Raw genomic sequence first — 25076 nt, 5'->3', positions numbered from 1 at the left:
TACCGACAATAGTTTTCTGAAGTGAGATCATTCCTTACACTTCTTTATTTGATTGGGTCGTTTATGGCCTATTCTCAAGTCGCTAGTTTTAGTGTTGAGAATGAGTATTGTCTGTCTGAAAATATCCTTTTCACCAATGAGTCTACAGGAGCAGATGCATACTTATGGGATTTCTGTGTAGGAGATCTTGACTCTATCCCCGTAGCGAGCAACCAACTGACGAATAGTATTTTTAATCAATCGTTCTATCAAAAAGTAGTGTTGGTTGGCGATGACTATTACGTATTTGTCAGCGATTTCAATGATAACCGGATTTCAGTTCTGAAGTTCAGTGATAGCTTAAGCAACGAAACTTATTCCGATTTTGAGATCTCTGATCCTTTAATGAATGGATCTAGTGGATTAGCATTGTTACAATACAATGAGATGTGGTATGGTTTCCTGGCTAATTTTTCAAGTAGTGAAATATTAAGACTTAGTTTCGGTACTTCGCTTGAAAATGCGCCTACCATTGATGTCTTGACTGATATAAATCTTGTTAATCCATCCGGAGTAGAAGTGGTAGTTGAAGAAGATGATGTTTTTCTGGTTGTAAGCAATGGAGCTTCATCCGAATCTTCCTTCACAATCATCGAAATCGGGGCACCCGATTCTGATATCAATGCTTCACAAAAAATCAATAGTGCTTTTGGCAATAGATTGAGAGGCATCTCAGTACAAAAAATCGGAAATGATTATGTAGGATTTATTGCTTCTAGTAATAATGGGGATCTAGTGCGCTTAGATTTTGCGAATACCATTAATTCTACCCCGACGATAAGTAACTATCAAGGGTTGTCTTTTAGCAATACCACAAATGTGGATTTTGTCAATGAAGGTGGACACTATTATGCTACGGTGATGCAAAGGAATGGTACCTTGCATCATATCAAATTTGACTTAAACGCTACTACGATTGCCAGTGCGAGTACCTTAGGTAACTTAGGCGTATTATCGAGTAATATATTCGGATATTCCATGGTTCGCGACTCTTCAAATTATTATGCGGTTGCGAATGATTTCAGTAATAACAGTTTTTACCTGATAACATATCCTAATACTTGTGGCGGGTCAGGTGATTATTATTCAAATGATTCGAATCCATTCTTTTCGTACAACATTTCCGGAGTTAAAGGAATTTCATTAGCTGCTTTTAATGGGGATCAGGTGAATTATGCCCAGCGAACGCTGACCGTAATTGCACAATCAGCGCCAGACATAGATTTCACGATAGATGAGAACCGGTGTATCCTCATCAATAATACCTTTACTAGTGTCAATACGAGTGGTGATATATCCAGTTACACCTGGGATTTTAATGGCGAAGGGAACAGTACTGATGCAGCGCCGACATTTGATTTTGTCACTACAGGCGAAAAAACAGTCACATTAAATGTGTCAAATGCTTCGGGATGCCCCAATGAAGTTAGCAGGAATGTAACCATTTACCCCGAACCTCCCACACCGACTTTTTCAGTCTCAGGAGGTAGTTTATGCACCAATAACACTTTGTCATTCAATAATACAACAGTTGATGCTGCATACGATGGTTTGGTTACATATAGTTGGGACCTGAATGGCGAGGGAAATAGCACAGAAACCAATACACAGTTCACGTTTGCAACTGCCGGGGATAAAACCATCACCCTTCAGAGTTTTTTGACAGGATGTAGTTCAGCGGTCACGTCAACAGACATATCGATTGACGAAGGGCCAGAGGTATCCTTCACTTTTAGCAATAACTGCTTTAGTGAAGCAATAGCTTTTACGGGTGCAATCAATGGGGACTTCAATAGCATATCCTGGGATTTTGATGATGGGACCATCATCACAGGTGAATTATCTCCTGAGCATACTTATGCAACAGCAGGGAATTATACGGTTCAATTTACTGTAACAAATGATGTGGGCTGTTCTTCAACATTTTCTTCGGAACTAATTGTGAATGATGGTGCACTAGCTGATTTTGGCTTTTCTAATGAAGTAATTGAAAATGTTTCCGCAAGCTTTGACGGCCAGGATCTGACTACTTCTGGCGATGAAGTGATATCATGGTCCTGGGATTTCGGCGGGTTAGGTGTGAGTACAGAGGAGGATCCCTCTTTCACCTTCACTTCTGCGGGGGATGTTCTAGTAACGCTTACGGTGGAGACTACTCAAGGGTGTGTCTCGATGGTGACGAAGACCGTGTCGGTTGTACAGGCGGTATGCCCCACATTGGATGTGTCAATGGATTCAGACCTGTGTTTAGGTGAATTACTGACATTGAGTAATAATTCCATTAATGGACAATATTACGAATGGGATTTTTGTGGGGAGGATTTTCGTGGTGAAGCAGAAGGTATAGATCTCGGAGTTTTAACAGATCTATCCACACCGTATGACCTTATCTCCTTAAGAGGGGAAGAGGCAAATACTTTTCATTCCTTCATTGTAAGCCGGGACAATCAGAAGTTATTTAGAATTGATTTCGACTCCTTATCCGATACCTATGCGGTGGTTGATCTTGGAGATCTGGGTTTGTCTGCAAATATCCAAGGTATTGGGACCTATATAGAAGGAACAACGCGCTATGGTCTACTGGCAGATCAAAGTGGAAACGTTTATCGGCTAATCTGGTCGAGCCTGACCACTGTGCCGACCGTACAAAACCTTGGCTCCACAGGGGTGACTGACCTAAGAGGAATACAAATGTTAGAAGACGGTGGTAATTACTTTGCCATACTTGCTGGTGGAGGAAGTAGTGGCCAATTGGTAATACTAGATTTTGGATCATCACTTAGTAATACCCCTACAACTACAACGAGATCGATCAGCTCAGTACGTTTTCCTTCTGAAATCTTTGTTGTAAACGAGGCAGGTTTATGGTTTGGGTTGGTGAGTGGAACAGGGAGCAATCTGCATCATTTGTCTTTAGGAAGTGACCTTTCTAGTGGCTCAGTTACTACTACCGCATTGGGGATCGGCCGCAGCGCGGGGTTCAGCTTATTAAAGGAGTTTGATGATTATTATGCCATTGTCAATACAACGGGCAGTGGGACCATCTATCGAATGAATTTCGGAAGCAGCCTAAGCAACACCTCTCCAACCCTGGAAGATCTAGGCAATTTTGGAGGCTTGTTTAGTGTGAACACTGCATTTGAAGTAATTGCTTACGGAGGGATATACTATGGATTAGGGGTGGAATTTACATCGAACCAGTTTTCGATGATAAGATTCACGCGATCTGATTGTGAGAGTTCAACGACATTTTCACAAGATTTTGCTCCTACAGGTGAGGTGAGCTATGGTACATCAGGTACCTACCCTGTGATCCTTCGAGGCTTTGGTCTATTGGGATGTGAAGAGGTGCTGACTCAGACGGTAACAGTGAACTCATCCACAGCTCCGGATATATCCTTCACGATTGATGAAAGCCGTTGCATCCTCAATGAAAATACATTTACAAGTGTCAACACGAGTGGGGACATCAGCACCTACAGTTGGGATTTCAATGGTGAAGGCAGCAGTAGTGAGGCAAATCCTACCTTTGATTTTACGACTACAGGAGAGAAGACCATCACTTTGCAGGTGTCGAATGCGGATGGCTGTACGAATACAGTAACGGAAACGCTAACGATCTATCCGGAGCCCCCAATGCCAACGTTTACCGTATCGGGGGGTAGTTTATGTACGAATACCGCACTGACATTTACCAATACCACCGATGAAACGGGATATGACGATGTATTGACCTATAGTTGGGATTTCAATGGAGAGGGGAATAGTACGAGCAAGGATGGCGAGTTCACCTTTGCGACTTCAGGAACCAAGACGGTAACCTTGCAGAGTTTTCTTCCAGGTTGTAGTTCAGCCCTGAGCAGTACACCAGTGGAGATCACAGTAGGTCCGGAAGTGTCGTTTACGTTTGACAACAATTGTTTCGGTGAGGCGATCTCGTTTACGGGAGAAATAACGGGTTCTTCCAATAGTTTGACCTGGGACTTTGGTGATGGGACGACAGTATCGGATGAGTTAACTCCTACACATACTTATTCCTTAGCAGGTAGTTATACAGTGAGTTTGCGAGCAACAAATGCAGATGGCTGTGAGACCATATTCACAAGAGAATTGGAAGTGAATGATGGAGCCTTAGCGGCATTTAGTTTTCCATCTGAGGTTGTAGAGAACCTTCCAATTTCCTTTGATGGGGAAGATTTAACCTTATCGGGAGATGCCGTAGTTAGCTGGTCCTGGGACTTTGGCGGACTAGAAAGCAGTACAGAAGAAGATCCGACCTTCATATTTACAGATCCTGGGGAAGTAGAGGTAGTTCTGATAGTTGAAACGTCTCAAGGGTGTAGTTGGACGGTTACAAATACAGTAACGGTGATAGAGGCAGTATGTCCGACGCTGAGTTTTACTGTAGATGATGATTTATGTATCGGGGAGTCGTTGACGTTGAGTAATGAATCGGTGAATACCCAATACTATGAGTGGGATTTTTGTGGTGAGGATTATAGGGGTGAAGGCGAAGGCATTGACCTGGGCATAATCAGCGAACTATCAAGTCCATTTGGTCAGATGACGTTGCGCGGAGAGTCGGCGAATTCGGTTCACACGTTCATTGTGAGCCGTGATAATCAGAAGATGTTCCGGATAGATTTCGATTCCTTGTCGGATAGTTACGATGTGGTGGATTTGGGCGACCTGGGCCTTCCATCAGACTTTCAGGGGATAGGTAGTATGATGGAAGGATCGACACGCTATGGAATACTGACGACTCAATCAGGAATAGTATATCGATTGCAGTGGAGTAGTTTGACCACTGCCCCAACCGCAGAGAGCCTTGGAGATGTCGGCGTGAGTGACTTGCGAGGGGTGGAGCTGTTGGAAGATGGGGGTAATTATTATGCGGTAATCGCAGGTGATGGGAACTTGGTAGTACTTGACTTTGGGTCCTCCTTTTCGAATGAACCCACGGTTACCACAAGAACAATTAGTGGGGTCACCTTTGCTACGGAGGTTTCGGTTGTGAAAGAGGGAAGTGATTGGTTTGGGTTGGTAAGTGGAGCGGGCAGTAACCTGCATCATTTATCAATGGGTACGAGTCTGACCAGTGGTTCGGTTACGGTGACAGGCTTGGGTACTGGCCGCAGCGCAGGATTTAGTTTATTGAAAGAACAGGAAGATTACTATGCGCTCGTAAATACGACGAATAATGGGTCCATTTACCGGTTGAACTTTGGTAGTAGCTTGAGTAACACCTCTCCAACCCTGGAAGATCTAGGCAATTTTGGAGGCTTGTTTAGTGTGAACACTGCATTTGAAGTAATTGCTTACGGAGGGATATACTATGGATTAGGGGTGGAATTTACATCGAACCAGTTTTCGATGATAAGATTCACGCGATCTGATTGTGAGAGTTCAACGACATTTTCACAAGATTTTGCTCCTACAGGTGAGGTGAGCTATGGTACATCAGGTACCTACCCTGTGATCCTTCGAGGCTTTGGTCTATTGGGATGTGAAGAGGTGCTGACTCAGACGGTAACAGTGAACTCATCCACAGCTCCGGATATATCCTTCACGATTGATGAAAGCCGTTGCATCCTCAATGAAAATACATTTACAAGTGTCAACACGAGTGGGGACATCAGCACCTACAGTTGGGATTTCAATGGTGAAGGCAGCAGTAGTGAGGCAAATCCTACCTTTGATTTTACGACTACAGGAGAGAAGACCATCACTTTGCAGGTGTCGAATGCGGATGGCTGTACGAATACAGTAACGGAAACGCTAACGATCTATCCGGAGCCCCCAATGCCAACGTTTACCGTATCGGGGGGTAGTTTATGTACGAATACCGCATTGACATTTACCAATACCACCGATGAAACGGGATATGACGATGTATTGACCTATAGTTGGGATTTCAATGGAGAGGGGAATAGTACGAGCAAGGATGGCGAGTTCACCTTTGCGACTTCAGGAACCAAGACGGTAACCTTGCAGAGTTTTCTTCCAGGTTGTAGTTCAGCCCTGAGCAGTACACCAGTGGAGATCACAGTAGGTCCGGAAGTGTCGTTTACGTTTAATAACAACTGTTTCGGTGAGGCGATCTCGTTTACGGGAGAAATAACGGGCTCTTCCAATAGTTTGACCTGGGACTTTGGTGATGGGACGACAGTATCGGATGAGTTAACTCCTACACATACTTATTCCTTAGCAGGTAGTTATACAGTGAGTTTGCGAGCAACAAATGCAGATGGCTGTGAGACCATATTCACAAGAGAATTGGAAGTGAATGATGGAGCCTTAGCGGCATTTAGTTTTCCATCTGAGGTTGTAGAGAACCTTCCAATTTCCTTTGATGGGGAAGATTTAACCTTATCGGGAGATGCCGTAGTTAGCTGGTCCTGGGACTTTGGCGGACTAGAAAGCAGTACAGAAGAAGATCCGACCTTCATATTTACAGATCCTGGGGAAGTAGAGGTAGTTCTGATAGTTGAAACGTCTCAAGGGTGTAGTTGGACGGTTACAAATACAGTAACGGTGATAGAGGCAGTATGTCCGACGCTGAGTTTTACTGTAGATGATGATTTATGTATCGGGGAGTCGTTGACGTTGAGTAATGAATCGGTGAATACCCAATACTATGAGTGGGATTTTTGTGGTGAGGATTATAGGGGTGAAGGCGAAGGCATTGACCTGGGCATAATCAGCGAACTATCAAGTCCATTTGGTCAGATGACGTTGCGCGGAGAGTCGGCGAATTCGGTTCACACGTTCATTGTGAGCCGTGATAATCAGAAGATGTTCCGGATAGATTTCGATTCCTTGTCGGATAGTTACGATGTGGTGGATGGACTGGCTCCGATGATAGATATATGGCCCCCCCCCCCCCCCCCCCCCCCCCCCCCCCCCCCTCCCCCCCAGGATACTTATTCCTTAGCAGGTAGTTATACTGTGAGTTTGCGTGCAACAAATGCAGATGGCTGTGAGACCATATTCACAAGAGAATTGGAAGTAAATGATGGGGCATTAGCGGCATTTAGTTTTCCATCTGAGGTTGTAGAGAACCTTCCAATTTCCTTTGAAGGCGAAGATTTAACCTTATCTGGAGATGCCGTAGTTAGCTGGTCCTGGGACTTTGGTGGAATAGAAAGCAGTACAGAAGAAGATCCGACAATTACGTTTACTAGCCCCGGAGAAGTAGAGGTAGTTCTGATAGTTGAAACGTCTCAAGGGTGTAGTTGGACGGTTACAAATACAGTAACGGTGATAGAGGCAGTATGTCCGACGCTGAGTTTTACTGTAGATGATGATTTATGTATCAGGGAGTCGTTGACGTTGAGTAATGAATCGGTGAATACCCAATACTATGAGTGGGATTTTTGTGGTGAGGATTATAGGGGTGAAGGCGAAGGCATTGATCTGGGTATAATCAGCGAACTATCGAGTCCATTTGGGCAGTTGACGTTGCGCGGAGAGTCGGCGAATTCGGTTCATACGTTCATTGTGAGCCGTGATAATCAGAAGATGTTTAGGATTGATTTCGATTCCTTGTCAGCTAGTTATGATGTGGTGGATTTGGGAGACCTGGGAATCCCTTCAGATTTTCAAGGGATTGGCAGTATGATGGAAGGATCGACACGCTATGGAATACTGACGACTCAATCAGGAATAGTATATCGATTGCAGTGGAGTAGTTTGACCACTGCCCCAACCGCAGAGAGCCTTGGAGATGTCGGCGTGAGTGACTTGCGAGGGGTGGAGCTGTTGGAAGATGGGGGTAATTATTATGCGGTAATCGCAGGTGATGGGAACTTGGTAGTACTTGACTTTGGGTCCTCCTTTTCGAATGAACCCACGGTTACCACAAGAACAATTAGTGGGGTCACCTTTGCTACGGAGGTTTCGGTTGTGAAAGAGGGAAGTGATTGGTTTGGGTTGGTAAGTGGAGCGGGAAGTAACCTGCATCATTTATCAATGGGTACGAGTCTGACCAGTGGTTCGGTTACGGTGACAGGCTTAGGGACGGGCCGCAGCGCAGGATTTAGTTTATTGAAAGAACAGGAAGATTACTATGCGCTCGTAAATACGACGAATAATGGGTCCATTTACCGGTTGAACTTTGGTAGTAGCTTGAGTAACACCTCTCCAACCCTGGAAGATCTAGGCAATTTTGGAGGCTTGTTTAGTGTGAACACTGCATTTGAAGTAATTGCTTACGGAGGGATATACTATGGATTAGGGGTGGAATTTACATCGAACCAGTTTTCGATGATAAGATTCACGCGATCTGATTGTGAGAGTTCAACGACATTTTCACAAGATTTTGCTCCTACAGGTGAGGTGAGTTATGGTACGTCAGGTACCTACCCTGTGATCCTCCGAGGCTTTGGTCTCTTGGGATGTGAAGAAGTTTTAATACAATCATTTACAGTGAATAATAATACTGCACCTGATATAGAATTCAATATTACAGACTCCCGCTGCATCGATAATGCCAATATCTTCACTGCAAGCACAGATATTTATACCTACAGCTGGGATTTTAACGGAGAAGCGGTTGGTATCAGCGCAGAAGAAACATTTCAGTTTACCAGCCCCGGTGAAAAGCGAGTTACACTGGACATCAGTGATGGGACTTGTACCAATACGATCGAAGAAACGATTACTATTTATGATGCGCCGCCTGTTCCGGTTTTTGATATTTCGGGTAATATCTGCCAATCCACCAGTCTGGAGATTGCAAATAGTACGGAAGATGCTGATTGGGAAGATGTGATTGCTTACGACTGGACGTTTAATGGAGATTCCATGGTAACCGCTGATCAGCCAGACTTTGCGTTTACAGGCTCCGGAGATCAGTCAGTAAGTGTTGTTGCCACGATTCCCGGATGTACATCTGAGGCTGCAACGCAGCAAATTACCGTCAATGACTTACCAGGTATCGATTATTCCATTTCCCCTACTTGTGATCAAGAGGTGACCAACTTCACGAATCTTACCATTGGTGCGATTAGTTACAGCTGGGATTTTGGAGATGGCTTTACGAGCACACAGACTTCACCTTCACACTTGTATCAAGTTCCGGGAGATTATGAGATCTCGATGGTAGCGACCAACAGTAGTGGCTGTACCGACACGTTAAGACAAGCTTTTTCGGTTGATTTTTTACCAGAAGCTGGCTTTAGGGCACAGCTACCTTGTGAAGGAGCGATCAATTTGATCGATACTTCTTCAGTTGCAGCTTCGGATATTGTGGATTGGAGTTATTCTGTCGAAAGTATTGAGGAATTGTTTTCAGATCAGAACCCAGAATTGATTTTGAATGAGCCCGGTGACTATGAGATCACCCAGGAAGTGACGAGTAGTGCTGGATGCCAGAGTAGTGTCACGCAAATCATCACGGTTCAGGATGCAGCAGACCCGGCGATCCAAATCGATGCGGCATGCTTTGGTAGTAGCTTCCATTTTACTGATATCAGCGATATTTCTACCGGGAATCGGGTCATTTCCAGGATCTGGAATTTCGAAGGACAGAACATTGAGATAGCCGATACAAGCATTGTTGATATTGACTATGTCTTTTCTACTCCGGGCACTTATGATGTTTCACTGACACTTACCACCCAAAATCTATGTACGTCTACCATCTCAAGCAGAGTGACGGTATTGGAGCGTCCTGTCCTTGCATTTGATAATCCTCAGATCTGCCAAAATGACTTTGCTACGTTTTCGGACTTATCGACTTCTACGGAGGATGCCATTGTATCTCGACAGTGGATATTGAATGGTGCGCTTATCGGGAACGGTACCTCTGTCAGTCATAAATTTACCGTGGATGGAGATAATGACATTTGGTTGGTGACCACTACGGCTCAAGGTTGCATAGATACCCTAACTCGGCAGGTAAATGTACTTTCAGCACCTGTAGCCTCTTTTGAAGCCTCTTCGAACTTTGGTGTTGAGGGGTCTGGCTTCACTTTTACGAATACTTCCACGGGAAGTACTTCTTATCAATGGTTAGTCGATGACCAGCCGGTGAGCACCGACAATGATTTTGAAACGATTTTTGATGCCAGTGGAAATCGCGAAGTATCGTTGATCGCATTTTCTGAGTTTTCTTGTTCGGATACCACTTCCATAGATGTGCTGGTGAGGGTACCAGAGATCGATATAGCGCTAACTGGCATGCGATTAGTTCCACTAGATGAGAGTCCTGAATTTTCCGTAATCCAGGTTTCTGTTGAAAATAACAGCAATTTACCAGTCAATTCCTTGCGTTTCTCCGTAGAAGTCGAAGACCAATTGCCATTCCAGAGTACGGAGAATGTTCTCGTACCAATAGGGCAATCGAGATCTTTTGAATTGAATCTCGATGTTCCTAATCAGGCCAGTTACATCTGCGTACAAGTTACTGCTACTTATGACAGTGAGGATATGAATATGGAAAATAACAGCATCTGCGAAAATTTTGAGCCACAACCGGTATTTCCGCCGGTATATCCTAATCCCGCCACGAATGAGATCTCTGTTGACACAGTGTTGCCTACTGAAGGAGACGTGATCATCAGTTTGTTAGATGCTTCGGGTAAGGTAGAAATTCAAGAACGCTATACCGATCTGAATGAAGGCTTACAGTCATTTAGGGTCGAACTAGCACCCTTTAAACCAGGTATCTATTTCATCAGAATAGCATATGGTGAATTTGTGGAGATCAAACGGATCGTCAAACAATAAATTCCGTTAGGTAAGTCATAACATTGCTATCTACAGGCGGAATTTTTTACATTTCTTCAGAATAAAAATTATAATTCATACTTTTGCGTAGAATAATATTTCGTTGACAACTTTATTCCATTTGCAAACGTGTGTATTACGGAATAGATTGTAAAATAATCAGCGTTTTTGAGGAGAATGGCAAATGGAAATGGAGTTGATTGACACTTTTATAAACCCAAAATGAAAAATTACCGAGTTTTCTTTGGTTGAATGATTAAAATATTTGTTTTGGCAATTTTTATTCGGTTGCTTTGCAAGTCTGTTCGTTACAATAAGTAAAACTGGTATAAGAAATCGCGATTGGAATGAAACTAAACGCTCTAAACATCAAATTGGACAATACGGATCGAAAAATTCTGGAGATTCTTCAGTCCAATGCGAAAATCACCAATGCCCAATTATCAAAAGATATTGGTCTTTCACCAGCCCCTACTTTGGAACGGGTCAAGAAACTTGAAAACTCAGGGATCATCAAAAGCTACCATGCCAAGCTGGATACCAATCTCATTGGATTAGGAGTAAGCACCTTCGTTCAAGTGTCTTTAAAAGGGCATAACAGCAAAAACATTGCTACCTTCATCGAACGCATCAATGATATTCCTGAGGTGATCGAGTGCCATCATATTACAGGTTCCGGTGACTTTATCCTTAAAGTGATTTCTAGTGATATTGCTTCTTATCAGAAGTTGATGTTGGAGAAAGTAAGTGAGATTGAAGTAGTAGACAGCATGCAGTCCATGGTGATCTTGTCTACTTTCAAGGATAGCAAAGTAATGCCTGTTCCTGAATAGGGATCAACAGGACCGCTGGTCACTCACGATATAAATCAGGCTTTCTATCAAGCATTTCCAGGCTCAGTGCCACTATTGAGCCCATATTGACACACTGTAGAAATTCGGGTTCTTTGTAAAAATTTGCTAATTCCTGCCGAAGCGAATACACGTTTTTATCTGGTGCAATTCTGGATTTCTTCATGGCGGTCATTAAGTGATCTACACGGGCATGCTCCACTTTGATCCGGTTGGCTGTCAACGTACGCTCTTCTCTTTGATATTGACGCATGGTTTCGGTGGTCATTTTGTCAATTCCCAGTTGGATGATCGGATAGTTTTGCTTGTAGTACTTGGGCATGTAGATCGCTTTACGACCTTCATAAGATTGCTGGTCAAAGTCAATGGGTCTCAATCGATAGGAGACTTCCTCAAAATCCGGTGTAATATCTATGACGAAGTTGGAAGAATGCATGTCTCCCAATAATCGGATAAAGCACCGTTCATTGAATTTGACAAACTCTTTGGCAAGGCGTGTCTCATTCAATTGCGGATTTTTCATGTGGGTTTTGATGAATTGTTCAGCTGGAATACCCACAATATGCTCCTCTATCAACGTATCCTTATGGACCAAATAGTCCATTTTATTGGGGGAGAGCAAGTGCTCCAGTTCCAGGCCGTAGATTCGAGAAGCATCTGCTTTTTTGATGTAGAAATAGTCGAAATTATCATTGATGCGATTGACAATGCGGACCCTGAAAGGTTGTGTATTACCATAGGTGCAAAGGTCAACCCTGTCAATGAACAGATGCTCCATTACTGAAAGGTCGCCATCGGCCTTCATGAGTGCATAGATCTTTTTCAGCGCATACTGTACCTCTTCCATGTCCGACTGAGGGAAAAACACCGTCTCCCATAAGGTATCCTTTCCTTCACTGTCATATTGGGGAATCGAATTATTGTAGCGATGAAGATCTTCATAATTGATCGGTAGGGTGATCAATCTGGCATAGTGATCCAGGTATTCCCGGAGATGCTCGTCGATAGGATAGATGTCCTTTTTCTTAGAAATGAAGGCCATGGAAGCTTGTCTTTGCAACAATAAAGGTAACCATTACGGATCAGGTGAGGTGCTTCAGAAACAATTCCGTATTTCGATCTGCCCAGGGGCGAAACTTCACTGAAACATCCTGATAACTCGGAATGTAATCAACGAGTTTTTTAATGTTAAAAGCATTATTTTGTATACCTGCTCCGGCTTTTTCTCCATCCACGGCATTGCAGGCTTGCTCGTAATGTCCCTGTACTGGGATCATCATGGTAGGTTTTCCTAGATACATCGCTTCGCAGACGGATTCAAAACCTGCCGTGGTAATGTACCCGTTAGATTGCGCCATTTTCTCTATGAACTTCTGATCGTTCAATTGATGAAAAGTCAGTGTTTCGTCTACGACCAGCTCCTCGGGCTCATCCTTCTTGTCCCAGAAACAATCCAATGCAATTTCGGGATAATCCTTGTGAAAAGACTCCACTTCAGCACCATAGCCTGGATTCACCATGTAGATCAAGAGTGATTTGCCTGGAGTAGGTGTAAGTGCTTTTACTTCTGAACGGAGAAGGGGCGGGACAACAAATGTCTTCTTTCTTGGCTGGTCTTCAAATGGCTGAAAGGACAAGGCCAGAATTTTGTCGGCACTCAGTGTGGTAACTTTATTGGCCAGTTTCAGTGTGGCGCGTTCCAGCTTTCTGCCGGGAGGGAAGTCAAATTCCGGATGTGTGATCAAGTATTGATGTGCCAGGCAGATGAACTTTGCCCTGGGTCGATATCGGAAATTGTACAGTCCTCCCAAAAAGTCATAAAAATTGACGATAATATCCGGTTGAGTCCGTTGTACGATCTCATGAATTTTCTTTAAGCTCTTTTCATACTTGGGAGAGTTGAGCAATGTATAAATGGCCGTTTTCATCGGCTTGACGGACTTGTGCTGCTTGTCGGTTACAAAATTCGGGCTATCGAGCCGCGTAATTTTGGCGTTCATCTTTTCCACGAAAAAAGAAGGAAGCTCCCGTTGTTTGCTTTTACCCATGACCACTTCTACGATCTCATGCCCGGCATTTCGTAAGATCTGGCCTAGTGAGATGGCTTGTGTCATGTGTCCTCGGCCCTCGCCCTGAACGATGAACAGGTATTTCATGATGTTGGTTTTACAGCCATATAAATCACTTCGTTGGGTAGCGCAAATCGTACCACTTCTTCGGGCTTGAGTTGCTTCAGAAGATCTACTTCCGACACCTCAAAACCAGCCTTTCCAATTCGTTCAGGATAGTCTTTCCCGTACATACGAACATGATCATCCTGACCAAATGCTTTTTCACGTTCTTGCGGATCTGTAATGGTGGGATCTTCGTAGGTAGCCTCTCGCAATGGGTGAAAAATCGGAATTTGCAAAATGGCCCATCCTCCCGGGCGAAGGACGCGAAGCATTTCCGTCATGGCTAAATGATCATCACGCACATGCTCCAACACATGATTGCAAAAGATCACATCGAAACTATTGGCTTCAAAAGGAATCTCATGGATGTCCATTTTCACTTTAGCTAGCGGAGATTCTATGTCAGCGGTGATGTAATCAAGATTATCCAGTGATTCGAATCGATCAATGTAGCAAAGTTCCGGAGCGATGTGAAGCATTTTTAGTGGTGCTTCAAAAAATTCCGTATTTCGTTTCAGGAACAACCAGAGCAAACGATGCCTTTCGAGTGCAAGACAGGAGGGGCACAAAGCATTTTCTCTGGACACACGTCCATAAGGCAGGAATTTACGGAATTGCGATTCACAAATCGGACATTCAACCTGATTGCCGCGATAAAACAGCGACATGATGCGCAGAACGAAGTGGCTAAAAAGCTGTAAATATTTCCTGGGGATTTTTTTCAGTGCCCAACTGATGAGACTTTTGATCATGATTGTTTTAAATCCGCCTCAAATTTAATGGGTTATTGCTCAGACAAGTGCAGACTTTTGGTAACTGCATTTCCTGAAATATTGAAAAGAACTAACTTAGACCCTTTGGAAAACCTAGGATCGTTGAACAGGTACACAGTTGTCATAATGATGTTGAATGTGTTGATGCTATGCTCCATTGAGTCATGGGCACAACGCAATAAGGAGGAGTCCATCCATGACTACCTGCCTTCGGAGAATGTGGACCCTAAAAAGAAATTTAAAAAGAAGTCCAATGCCCCGCAGCGAAAGAAATATTCTCTGATTGTAAAAAACAAAACCAAAGGCCTCCTCTACGGTAACGCGTGCATGACAGAAAATACGCAGCGAATGGGTTTTGAATACTCCATTCAGGTGGAAGGGCTGCCCGGAAGTCTTTATCCGTGGGAAAGACGATGGAAGAATGCCTGGGTCCATACTAAACTCATTTTTACCAAAGGCCCCTGGTGGAAACTGATTCTCAAGAAAAGAGTAAAGAACTGCCGACAGAAGAGCGGGGATTTCGTAGGATAGTTAGTGCAATGCAATTCACTTAAAAAATTTAGGGCCCAATTAGTTGCTCTATAGAGCAATTCCTAAAACTACGATGGTTGTAGAGCAACCAATGACCTAATAACTAAAAACCAGCGATCATTGAACTGCCTAATAAATCTTTCTGATCATGAAATTGATCGCTACGCATAAGCCTTAGGCTCCAAGTACTTCAGCCAATCTTTTTGAAGACGTCCGGCACTGGATTTTAAGAAAACGAGATAAGAAGGTTTCACAGGCTTTTTGGCCAGCTTCATGCCTACTTCTTCAGGTGTGTTATCCCCTTTTCTAGAATTGCAATGCCTGCAGGCGGTCACCAGGTTGGTCCAGCTGGATTTGCCACCTTTAGATTTGGGGATCAGGTGATCTAACGTCAGATCTTTGTTGGTGCCACAATACTGGCATTCGTAATTGTCTCGTTTGAATAAATTGAATCGGGTTAGGACCACTCCACGATAGGGGACGTGTCGGTATTCCAGAATTCTGATCACCGAAGGGTAGGGGAAGGTTTTTGAGACGGATCTAAGGGACTTTCCTTCCACTCGATCAAGTAACTCGGCCTTATCCAGGTAAATGAGCAAGAAAGCCCTTTGAAGTGAACACAATGTCAATGGTGAATAATCCTGGTTAAGTACGAGTACACTGTTCATCCCTGCATTTCTTTTATCGCCTTACTTTCTTCTTTTTTCTTGATTGACTCTCGCTTGTCGAAGAGTTTCTTTCCTTTCGCCAGCGCCACTTCCAATTTGGCCAGTCCCCGGCTATTGATGTACAATTTAGTGGGAACGATCGTCAATCCCTTCTCCTGAGATTTGGCTTTCATTTTTTCCAACTCACGAGCTTTCAACAAAAGCTTTCGTTCCCGAAGCGGGTCATGATTGTTGTAAGTCCCTTCCAGGTATATGGAAATCGTCATGCCTTTTGTGAACAATTCTTTCCCCTTGAAAAAGCAATAAGCTTCCTGCAAGCTGACCTTTCCTTCACGGATCGACTTGATTTCGCTACCAGTCAAGACCATACCTGCTTCGAACGTTTCTACAAATTGATATTCGTAGGATGCTTTTCTGTTACGTACAGAGATATTCTTTGAAAATCTTTCTGACTTTTTCATTAAAAATGGCTTGTTTCAGCGCCTATAATTATTTCGATGATGCGACGAGGCACCGGTAAAATAGAGAACGGGATAGGATGCTAAAAGGACATCCTCGGTAGTGGACTCTCACGAAGGCTGTCAAACTTACCCCCAATATATTTGTAATATCCCGAGATTGCAATCATTGCGGCATTGTCTGTGCAATATTCCAGCTTCGGTATGTACAACTGCCAGTTATTGCCTTCTGCTTCTATTTTCAATTGCTGTTGCAATCCTTGATTAGCAGAGACACCTCCGGCAATTGCGATTTCTTTAATTCCTGTTTCCTTCACCGCTTTCTTCAGCTTCTTGATCAACATATTGATGATCGTCTGCTGATAGGAAGCACAAAGATCATCGAGGTTTTGTTCGATGAATTGCCCATTGGTTTTGAGTTGATCTCTCAGGAAGTAAAGCAGACTGGTTTTGATTCCGGAAAAAGAATAATCCAGTTCAGGCATATCTGATTCTGCAAATTTGAATCTGACGGGATCTCCGGCCTTGGCATGTTTGTCAATCATCGGCCCCCCGGGATAAGGGAGACCCAGGAGTTTGGCTCCTTTATCAAAGGCTTCTCCCGCAGCATCGTCTCGGGTTTGTCCAATCACGCTCATTTCCTGGTGACTGGCCACTTTCACGATCTGGGTATGCCCCCCACTGATTGTCAGGCATAAAAACGGGAATTTAGGCGCCGGATCGTCAATGAAGTGCGCCAGTACGTGGGCCATCATGTGATTGACCGAAATAATTGGAACATCAAGGGCAAAAGCCATGGCCTTGGCAAAAGAACTACCTACCAATAAAGCCCCCAGAAGTCCTGGTCCTTGTGTGTAGGCAATACCATCCAGGTCAGAAGCGTTTATTTTTGCAGTATTGAGCGCTTCGTATACAACCGGAATAATATTGCGTTGATGAGCCCTGGATGCCAATTCAGGAACTACTCCACCGAATTGCTCATGAATCGATTGTGTGGCGATTATATTATTGATTACTTTGCCGTTGTGACAGACGGCTGCAGATGTTTCGTCACAAGAAGATTCGATGCCCAGTATAGTACCCATTGAGATTGGAATGTGAAGGCAAAGTTGACAATATTTAGAGTAATAAGAGGAATCTATCGGTTCTTGCTCTGGATGAGCCTGTCCATTTTCATTCTGATTATGGTTGTTTTGCTATTTCTTCAAGTTCCCTCAGTGAAGCAATACCTGGCTGATCAGGCGCTTTTAAAGATTTCAGAGTTAACCGATCATCGTGCTGAATTAGGTGAGGTAAGGATGTCCTGGCTTGATTTTGCCAGCGGGAAAGATTTTCGTCTCTACGATTTCAATGATTCCCTGATGGTTGCTGCAGAGGAGATCAGTATCAATTTTGATCTCTTACATGCGTTCGATCAGGAGAGTATCTATCTCGATGATATCCTTTTTGAAGGAATCGAGGTGTACCTAACGAAGTACAACGACAGTACATCGATGAACCTGGTCACCTTCCTAAATCAAATCAAGTCTAAACAATACTCAGATCCGGATAAGCCCTCTTTACCTATTTATATCGGTAATATCGAATTTGAGGAGGTCATCCTCAATTACAACGACATGCGCGTTGCTCCAAAAAATAACGGGAAGCTGGATTTTAGTCACGTTGCTTTCAAGGTCGAGGAAGGCTATTTTCATGACCTTTCTGTAGAATCTGACAGTATCCATTTTCGAGTCTTATCACTAAAAGGCCAGGAAAAGTATTCGGGGTTGAGAATCAAAGACTGGACTTCTGATATCCATATTGATAGTCAGCACATTGTTTTGTCGGATTTAGCATTGATTACCCCTCACAGTGATATTCGGGATTCTGTGGCGCTTTCTTTCAATAGCTTCGGAAACCTTGCTCAATTCACAGATAGCGTACAAATGGACATCAATCTGGTCGATACTGATATTGGTATGGAGGATTTGAGGCTATTGGCCAATCTTGGCCAGCAAATTGATTCGGTAGTTCATGTTACCACAAGGATGCAGGGAACGCTCTCCAATCTCTTTGTGCCCACCTTAGATGTTTCCTTGTCTTCAGGGACGGGGCTTGTGGGAAATGCGCAGTTCATTGGGTTACCAGATTTAGAAAATACGTTCATTGACCTGAATGTTTCTTCGGGTCTTTTGAAATCCGGAGACATTAAGCAGATGATTGGTAAATACAGTTTTCGGGATGATATCCGGATCCAGGGGAACTTTCTGGGTTTTATCAAAGACTTTGTGGCCAGTGCGAATTTTGATACGCCACATGGCAATGTGGTCACAGATATTAATATTAAGATACCAACTCGCTTACAGGAAGCGGAGTATTCAGGTCAGTTGACCTTGCAATCATTCGATTTGGGCAGAGCCGTACAGAATGACCGGGTTTCGACCCTGGATTTGCAGGGAAAAGTAGAAGGTTCCGGGATCACGAAGGAAACCGCTAAGTTTTTTGTGGATGCTAAGGCACAGCACCTGGTGCTCAATGATTACTCTTATGACAGTCTTGAGGTCAAAGGAAATTTTGCGTCAAGGTTCTTCAAAGGGGATTTTTTCGTCAAAGATCCACATTGCCAGATCAAAGGGTTAGCCATTTTGGACTATACTTCTAATACCGAGCGTTTGTTTGCACAAGCCAAAGTAGACACGCTGAATTTGTACGATCTAAATTTCAGTAAAGACAAACTCAATTTTCATACCTCGGTATCGGTCAATGTCAAGAATCTCAATCTGGATGAGGTTACCGGTAGCGTCGAGTTTAGGAATGCGACCATCGAGAATCAATTCGGTTCCAAGACGCTGCATAGTCTAAAACTGGATGCTTCTGCGTTAGGGGATGAGCGGAAATATGTCCTTGAATCCTCGGAATTGAAAGGAGATTTTTCCGGAAAATTCGTACCAACAGTGCTTTTGGAAGACCTGCCAAGGGTCATCGAATCTTATTATGAATTGCTCACCAACGATCGAAGTGGGGAATTTTATTTAGCGGAAGATCAATCGTTCGATAGCCTTCGATCCTATGAATGGGACATTAGACTGGATGTAGTAGAGATCAACTCGATTCTGAAGCTATTTAACCTCCCAGTGAAGCTGTCCGACAACTCTTTTCTGGAAGCATCATTCAGGAAGAGTAAAAACGTCAACCTGTCAATGTATGCCGAAATGGACACCATTTCGATCATGGGAAATGAGCTATACAACAATGTGCTGGATGTCAACGCGTCCAGAGGCATAGCCTCCCCGGATGTCCTGGCCATTATTCAATTATCGTCAACTGCTCAGAATTGGACCTTTACTAACCCAACTACCAATCTATCACTGGAGTCCACATGGTTTAATAACGATATAGAGTCTCAGGTTCGACTGACCGAACCCAAATTGAATGATAAGGTGGTTTTGAACTCGGAGGTGACCTATTTTCCTGACTCCATCATGATGCGGGTCAAGCCCTCCAATATAAATGTGCTGGGTAATAAGTGGAAAGTCAATCCGGAGAATCGTATCAGGTGGGAAAAAGAACAATTGCACCTGGTGAAACTAGGATTTAGCAGTGGAGAACAATCCTTTCAGCTTGGAGGTGAAACCTCCCGTATTTCTGCTACTTACATGGATTTTAAATTCAAAAATTTTGAGTTAGAGAATTTAGATGCATTCTTGCCCAAGCACCTCTCCGGAAGACTCAATGCGGAAGGGATCATTACACGGACCTTGAGAGATTCCCTGGTGAAAGTTGCAAGTCAGGTAAGTATTGCTGAGATGGCTGTAGATGATTTACAGATGGGAGATCTGGAAGGGTTTACAAGATGGGATGCGAGACAAGAAGCCGTATACATGGACTTTAAAATATTGACACAAGGGATCAATACGGTAGAGTTAAGTGGCCGGTACAAGCCCAATGCCAAAACACAGCAACTGGACCTGGAATTGGATTTTGATAAAGCGGCCCTCAACATGTCTCAGCCATTTGTGGAGTCTTTGTTCAGTGATATGGATGGGGTGATCTCCGGAAAGCTGAATATCGGTGGTAGACCTGCTAATCCAACATTTTATGGCTCAGGTACCATCGAAGGGGGGAAGGCACTCTTTAACTACACTAAGACGGAATACACCTTTGACGGACGTATCGATTTTGACTCTTATGAGATTGCCTTGCGAGGGTTAAACATCACGGATGGTTTGAATGGGCGAGGCAAGCTGTTTGGGAGTATTTACCACGATCAACTGCAGGACATGCAGATGGACTTTAATGCTACATTCAACAAGCTACAGATGCTGAACACAACCGCGGTGGATAGTGATGTCTACTATGGTCGTGCTTATGGTACTGGCTCATTAAAGCTGAGTGGTCCTATCAGTCAATTGAGTCTCAATGCTGAAATAAAATCGGAGCCTGGGACACGCATATTCTTCCCACTTGAGTCCAGTGCCAGTGTGCATCAAGAGGATTTTATCACATTTGTTGATCCCAATGAGGAACCTGATCCGGACGTGATTACAAAACGACAATCAAGGTCTTCGGGAATGTCCATTCAAATGGATTTGAACGTAACACCAGATGCGTATGCAGAGATGATCTTCGATGCCCAATCCGGTGATATCCTACGAGGAAGAGCACAAGGTAATCTGCAGTTCAAAATGGACCCCAATGGAGAGTTCAGCCTGTTAGGAGGGCTGGAAATTGCTCAAGGAGCCTACAACTTTACTGTACCAGGGATCAATAAGGAATTTGAACTGGAAAAAGGCGGGACCATAAGCTGGGTAGGAGATCCGTATCAGGGGATCATTGACCTACAGGCTTCATATCGGCAGCTAGCCACCCTGAGCCAATGGGATCCGAGCATTACGAATACGACTAAAATCCCATTTCTCGTTGTACTAGGCTTAAAAGGCAGTATGCTTAAGCCAGAAATTTCCTTCCAGATCGAAACAGCAGATGATGTGACGGTACTACCAGGTGAAGATGGACAAGGTCTGAGAAGATTCCTGATCACGACTAATGATCGGGAAGATGAGCTGAATCGACAGGTCTTTAGTCTGCTCATGCTACGGAAACTTTCTCCACAAAATAGCTTTGTGGTTGGTGGTGTAGGTCGTGGTATCTCCGGGAGTGTGAGTGAGTTGTTGGCTAATCAGTTGAGCTATTGGCTCAGTCAGTCCAACGAAAACCTGGAAGTAGACATAGATCTCGCGGGCCTGGATCAGGACGCATTCAATACGTTCCAATATAGATTGGCCTATACTTTCCTCGATGGTCGATTGCGTGTCAGTGGTGGAAGTAGTCTAAATAATCAGGTGACTGGAGCAGCTACCAGTTTTGCGAATGATAATAACCTCATTGGTAACTGGGCAGTAGAGTACTTGCTTTCTCCCGATGGTAGGTGGCGTGCCAAGTTTTTTAGTAAATCTGCGCAGAACCTGACGGCTAATTCCGAAAACAACCAGCAAACCGGTATCAGCTTCCAGTACATCCGTTCATTCGATCAATTCCAGCAGTTGATCAAGAAAAGTAGAGACGATGAAGAAGCAGCGATCCAAATTCCACCTGCTGCCGATCGGACTTCTGCGAAGGCGAATTAGTATGCATTGAATACTGAGAGTGAATTCTCTGAATTACTAGCCCACTTTCTTCTTCATTTTGCCAATGGCTCTGGGTTAGAAGACCGTCAATGGGTTCTGTCCTTGGTTGAGGCCATGTTTTTTGTTATCTAATCAGATACAAAAGGCATGGAACGATAATGGGATAATGAAAACATGGTTTTTTCTTTCAGAATTCCATTAACCCAATATATTATCCAGATAGGACCAAAAGCCCTGTGGCATGATCCTGTACAATAGGTAATTCATGAAGTAGGCAATTATTTGTGGAAGAGCGATGGCGAAAAAAGCTAACAGTATGCCGCGTATGGAAAAAGCTTGGAAGAAGTAGATCAGTGCCCACAGGTTATAGCCAACATTGAAAATACCATAGATGATCGTGATTGTCTCCCCTTGAATTGTGGCCAATATAGGAATGAAAATAAGTAGGACTAAAAATTGACCGATGCCCACATAAAGGTTGAAAACCAGGTTCTCTAAGAAGTTGAATCCAGATTTAAGGAACAAAAGCCAACTGGCAACTGAGAATAAGGGAATGGCCGTGAGCGTGAAAAACGAAAAGTATTGTGTAGAGTAATGATTATACCCGTTAACGTCTACAAGAGGTATGCCAAATAGTCCTGAGTCTACGATAGTCTCATTGAATATACTAAATTGAAAAGTCAGGTAGTTCGTAACTGCTCCAACGATTAGGAACATTTTAAGAGGGTTGCTGAATTCATCTATTTCTCCGATAATGAAACGTCTCAGCCAAATCCCTGGATTAATTAGCAGCCTAAATAAAGTAATAAAGAATCCTTTGCTGAGGTCAACCGCACTGATGACCTTGTTTAGAAAGTACTTACCATCAAAACGCTGAACCCAGGTAATCTTACCACAATTGGAACAGTATCTAGAGCTTACCGGATGTCCACATTTATCACAATTCAAGGGACTTACAATTTGAGTAGCTAGGTATAATAAAGGTACTCAATTTTACTTTCAATGATTCTGAATGCGATGAATTCCGGTACTAACAAGCCTTTGAATTGCAATTGCCCATACTAATCCCTAACTTGATTAAGACCTAAACCACCCTAAAAACAAATCAATGGATTTTAAAGCCTTCAGTACCGATTTTGCAAAAGAAGTAGACGGTACCTATGATGAATACGATGACATGAAATCTGTTTTCATTATTCCATTAGCCAATGGTCGTAATCAGACGGTGATTGCAGAGATCAAAGAACATACGGACGGTCGCCAAATGATCCGGGTAGATTCAAGGATATGCAAACTTTTTTCACCGATCAAGTATTCAGAAATATTAGCGGCAAGTGCCAATTTCATTCATACACGATTCATTGCCGAAGACGATTATCTCAAAGCCGAAGCTTCCTTTTATCTGGATAATTTGAATGAAGGGATCATCAAAGAAATGATCATGGAGGTGGCTCAGGTAGCGGATGATTGGGAGTTGGAAATTACAGGTGAGGACATTCACTGATTCCTGCTAGTTTTGCAAGGCAAGCCAGTTCATCGCTGCTTCAATGCGAGTTGAGGCGGAGGAAAGTCCGGGCAACATAGAGCATCACACTTCTTAATGAGAAGTCTCCCGCCTCGGTGGGAGGAGAAAGTGCCGCAGAAAATGAACCGCCACCGACGACTTGTCGTCGGGGGTAAGGGTGAAAAGGTGGGGTAAGAGCCCACCGGTCGCTTCGTGAGAAGAGGCGCATGGTAAACCTTGTGAGTTGAAAGACCAAATAGGTCCCGCACTTCATGAAGACTTGTCTTCGAGAAACAGGGTCGCTCGCTCTGGTGGGATGGGTAGGTCGTTAGATCCTGTCGGTAACGATAGGGCCAGATAAATGATGAACCTCGACAGAACCCGGCTTATCGGCTTGCTTTCTTATTTTTACGGAAGTCCGGCACGATCCTTGGTCCGGTACTTTAAAAAACACTACGAATGTCAAAAATCCTGATCGTCGACGATGAAAAAAGCATTCGCGACACCCTTCGAGAAATACTAGAATACGAGAAGTATACCGTAGAAGAAGCTGAAGATGGAGAGGTGGCCCTGGCCAAACTCAAAGCTAATTCCTATGATGTGGTGCTTTGCGACATCAAAATGCCCAAAAAGGATGGGACAGAAGTGCTGGATGGTGCCCATGCTTTAGGGGTTTCTGCACCATTTATTATGATCTCAGCACATGGGACCATTGAGACGGCCGTAGAATGCACGAAAAAAGGAGCGTTTGATTTCATTCAGAAACCACCAGATCTCAACAGGTTATTGCTGGCCATTCGCAATGCGTTGGATAAATCTGATCTTGTTCAGGAGACGAAGACCCTGCGAAAGAAGATCAAAAAGACTTTTGATATTGTCGGTGAGTCGGAAGGCATCATGGAGATCAAAAATACCATTGATAAAGTGGCTCCAACAGAGGCACGCGTCCTGATCACTGGAGGGAATGGTACTGGAAAAGAATTGGTGGCCCGATGGTTGCATGAAAAAAGCAATCGATCTTCAGGGCAACTTGTGGAGGTGAATTGCGCAGCGATTCCTGCGGAATTGATTGAAAGTGAATTGTTTGGTCATGAGAAAGGAAGCTTTACCTCTGCACATAAACAACGCATCGGAAAGTTTGAGCAAGCGAACGGTGGCACGTTATTCCTGGATGAGATTGGGGACATGAGTCAATCAGCTCAAGCTAAGGTATTGCGTGCCTTACAGGAGAATAAAATTTCCCGGGTGGGTGGTGATAAGCAGATCAATGTAAATGTCCGTGTACTTGCCGCGACCAATAAGGACTTAAAACAAGAAATTGCGGAGGGTAATTTCCGTGAAGACTTGTATCACAGATTGAGTGTGATTGTGATCAAAGTGCCCGCTTTGAAAGACCGAATAGAAGACATACCGCTTCTATGCGAGCATTTCCTAGGTGAAATTGCTGCGGAATACGGTGCTAATAAGGTTGAAATAAACGTAGAAGCCCTGGCCGAACTTCAAAAGCTGGAATGGAGCGGAAATATCCGCGAATTGAGAAATGTAGTCGAACGACTGGTGATCATGGCCGGAAGCCAGATCACGGCGGCAGATGTAGTTAAATATGCTTGAGCCAACAACTTAAACGTTGGCTTCTTTTTGCTCAACTTCAACTGTGTCGTTTTGGGCATACGTAGGGCAAGTACGCTGTGTACATGCAGCCATTCCCAATACTACCAGGCAAAAGAGTATAACTTTTAAT

General features: G+C 43.8%; 13 protein-coding genes and 1 other RNA gene. 7 read left to right on the top strand and 7 right to left on the bottom strand.

Going from position 1 to position 25076, the window contains the following annotated elements; translation table 11 throughout:
- Positions 1 to 63: 63 nt before the first annotated feature.
- The gene (locus R8G66_16760) at positions 64 to 10770 is read left to right on the top strand and encodes a PKD domain-containing protein (GenBank protein MDW3194027.1); all 10707 of its coding nucleotides are present in this window, start codon (positions 64 to 66) and stop codon (positions 10768 to 10770) included.
- Positions 10771 to 11117: 347 nt separating this feature from the next.
- Positions 11118 to 11603, top strand: coding sequence for an Lrp/AsnC family transcriptional regulator (locus R8G66_16755; protein MDW3194026.1), 486 nt, complete (start codon positions 11118 to 11120; stop codon positions 11601 to 11603).
- A 19-nt stretch (positions 11604 to 11622) separates the two neighbouring features.
- On the opposite strand, the gene R8G66_16750 is transcribed toward R8G66_16755, so the two are convergent.
- From R8G66_16750 to R8G66_16740, 3 genes are read right to left on the bottom strand one after another with little or no spacing between them, the layout of a single operon-like run.
- Positions 11623 to 12663, bottom strand: a complete 1041-nt coding sequence (locus tag R8G66_16750; GenBank protein MDW3194025.1) for a hypothetical protein — start codon at positions 12661 to 12663, stop codon at positions 11623 to 11625.
- A 40-nt stretch (positions 12664 to 12703) separates the two neighbouring features.
- Positions 12704 to 13777: a glycosyltransferase family protein gene (locus R8G66_16745; GenBank protein ID MDW3194024.1), complete on the bottom strand. Its 1074-nt coding sequence runs from the start codon at positions 13775 to 13777 to the stop codon at positions 12704 to 12706.
- On the bottom strand, positions 13774 to 14544 hold the full coding sequence (locus R8G66_16740; GenBank protein MDW3194023.1) for a class I SAM-dependent methyltransferase: 771 nt from the start codon (positions 14542 to 14544) through the stop codon (positions 13774 to 13776). Before R8G66_16740 ends, R8G66_16745 begins: the two co-directional genes overlap by 4 nt.
- A gap of 108 nt (positions 14545 to 14652) precedes the next feature.
- Here R8G66_16740 and R8G66_16735 point away from each other — a divergent pair, with 108 nt between their 5' ends.
- Positions 14653 to 15099: a hypothetical protein gene (locus R8G66_16735; protein MDW3194022.1), complete on the top strand. Its 447-nt coding sequence runs from the start codon at positions 14653 to 14655 to the stop codon at positions 15097 to 15099.
- Positions 15100 to 15260: 161 nt separating this feature from the next.
- On the opposite strand, the gene R8G66_16730 is transcribed toward R8G66_16735, so the two are convergent.
- From R8G66_16730 to tsaD, 3 genes are all read right to left on the bottom strand, one after another.
- A complete protein-coding gene (locus R8G66_16730) occupies positions 15261 to 15767 on the bottom strand; it encodes an HNH endonuclease (protein ID MDW3194021.1) in 507 nt (168 codons plus the stop codon).
- Positions 15764 to 16228, bottom strand: coding sequence for an SsrA-binding protein SmpB (gene smpB, locus R8G66_16725; GenBank protein ID MDW3194020.1), 465 nt, complete (start codon positions 16226 to 16228; stop codon positions 15764 to 15766). The genes R8G66_16730 and smpB overlap by 4 nt, the downstream gene beginning before the upstream one ends.
- 80 nt (positions 16229 to 16308) lie before the next feature.
- Positions 16309 to 17310, bottom strand: coding sequence for a tRNA (adenosine(37)-N6)-threonylcarbamoyltransferase complex transferase subunit TsaD (tsaD, locus tag R8G66_16720; protein ID MDW3194019.1), 1002 nt, complete (start codon positions 17308 to 17310; stop codon positions 16309 to 16311).
- Between the two features lie 72 nt (positions 17311 to 17382).
- Here tsaD and R8G66_16715 point away from each other — a divergent pair, with 72 nt between their 5' ends.
- Positions 17383 to 21831: a translocation/assembly module TamB domain-containing protein gene (locus R8G66_16715; GenBank protein MDW3194018.1), complete on the top strand. Its 4449-nt coding sequence runs from the start codon at positions 17383 to 17385 to the stop codon at positions 21829 to 21831.
- A 198-nt stretch (positions 21832 to 22029) separates the two neighbouring features.
- On the opposite strand, the gene R8G66_16710 is transcribed toward R8G66_16715, so the two are convergent.
- On the bottom strand, positions 22030 to 22779 hold the full coding sequence (locus R8G66_16710) for a DUF3667 domain-containing protein (GenBank protein ID MDW3194017.1): 750 nt from the start codon (positions 22777 to 22779) through the stop codon (positions 22030 to 22032).
- A 160-nt stretch (positions 22780 to 22939) separates the two neighbouring features.
- Between R8G66_16710 and R8G66_16705 the strand changes: the two genes are divergently transcribed.
- From R8G66_16705 to R8G66_16695, 3 genes are all read left to right on the top strand, one after another.
- The gene (locus tag R8G66_16705) at positions 22940 to 23335 is read left to right on the top strand and encodes a hypothetical protein (GenBank protein ID MDW3194016.1); all 396 of its coding nucleotides are present in this window, start codon (positions 22940 to 22942) and stop codon (positions 23333 to 23335) included.
- 16 nt (positions 23336 to 23351) lie between these two features.
- Positions 23352 to 23740, top strand: an RNA gene (gene rnpB, locus R8G66_16700) — RNase P RNA component class A.
- Between the two features lie 54 nt (positions 23741 to 23794).
- Positions 23795 to 24946: a sigma-54 dependent transcriptional regulator gene (locus R8G66_16695; protein MDW3194015.1), complete on the top strand. Its 1152-nt coding sequence runs from the start codon at positions 23795 to 23797 to the stop codon at positions 24944 to 24946.
- Positions 24947 to 25076 lie beyond the last annotated feature (130 nt).

Source organism: Cytophagales bacterium (assembly GCA_033344775.1).
In the GTDB taxonomy this organism is placed as follows: Bacteria; Bacteroidota; Bacteroidia; order Cytophagales; family Cyclobacteriaceae; genus JAWPMT01.
This window is presented reverse-complemented; position numbering and strand designations above follow the sequence as displayed.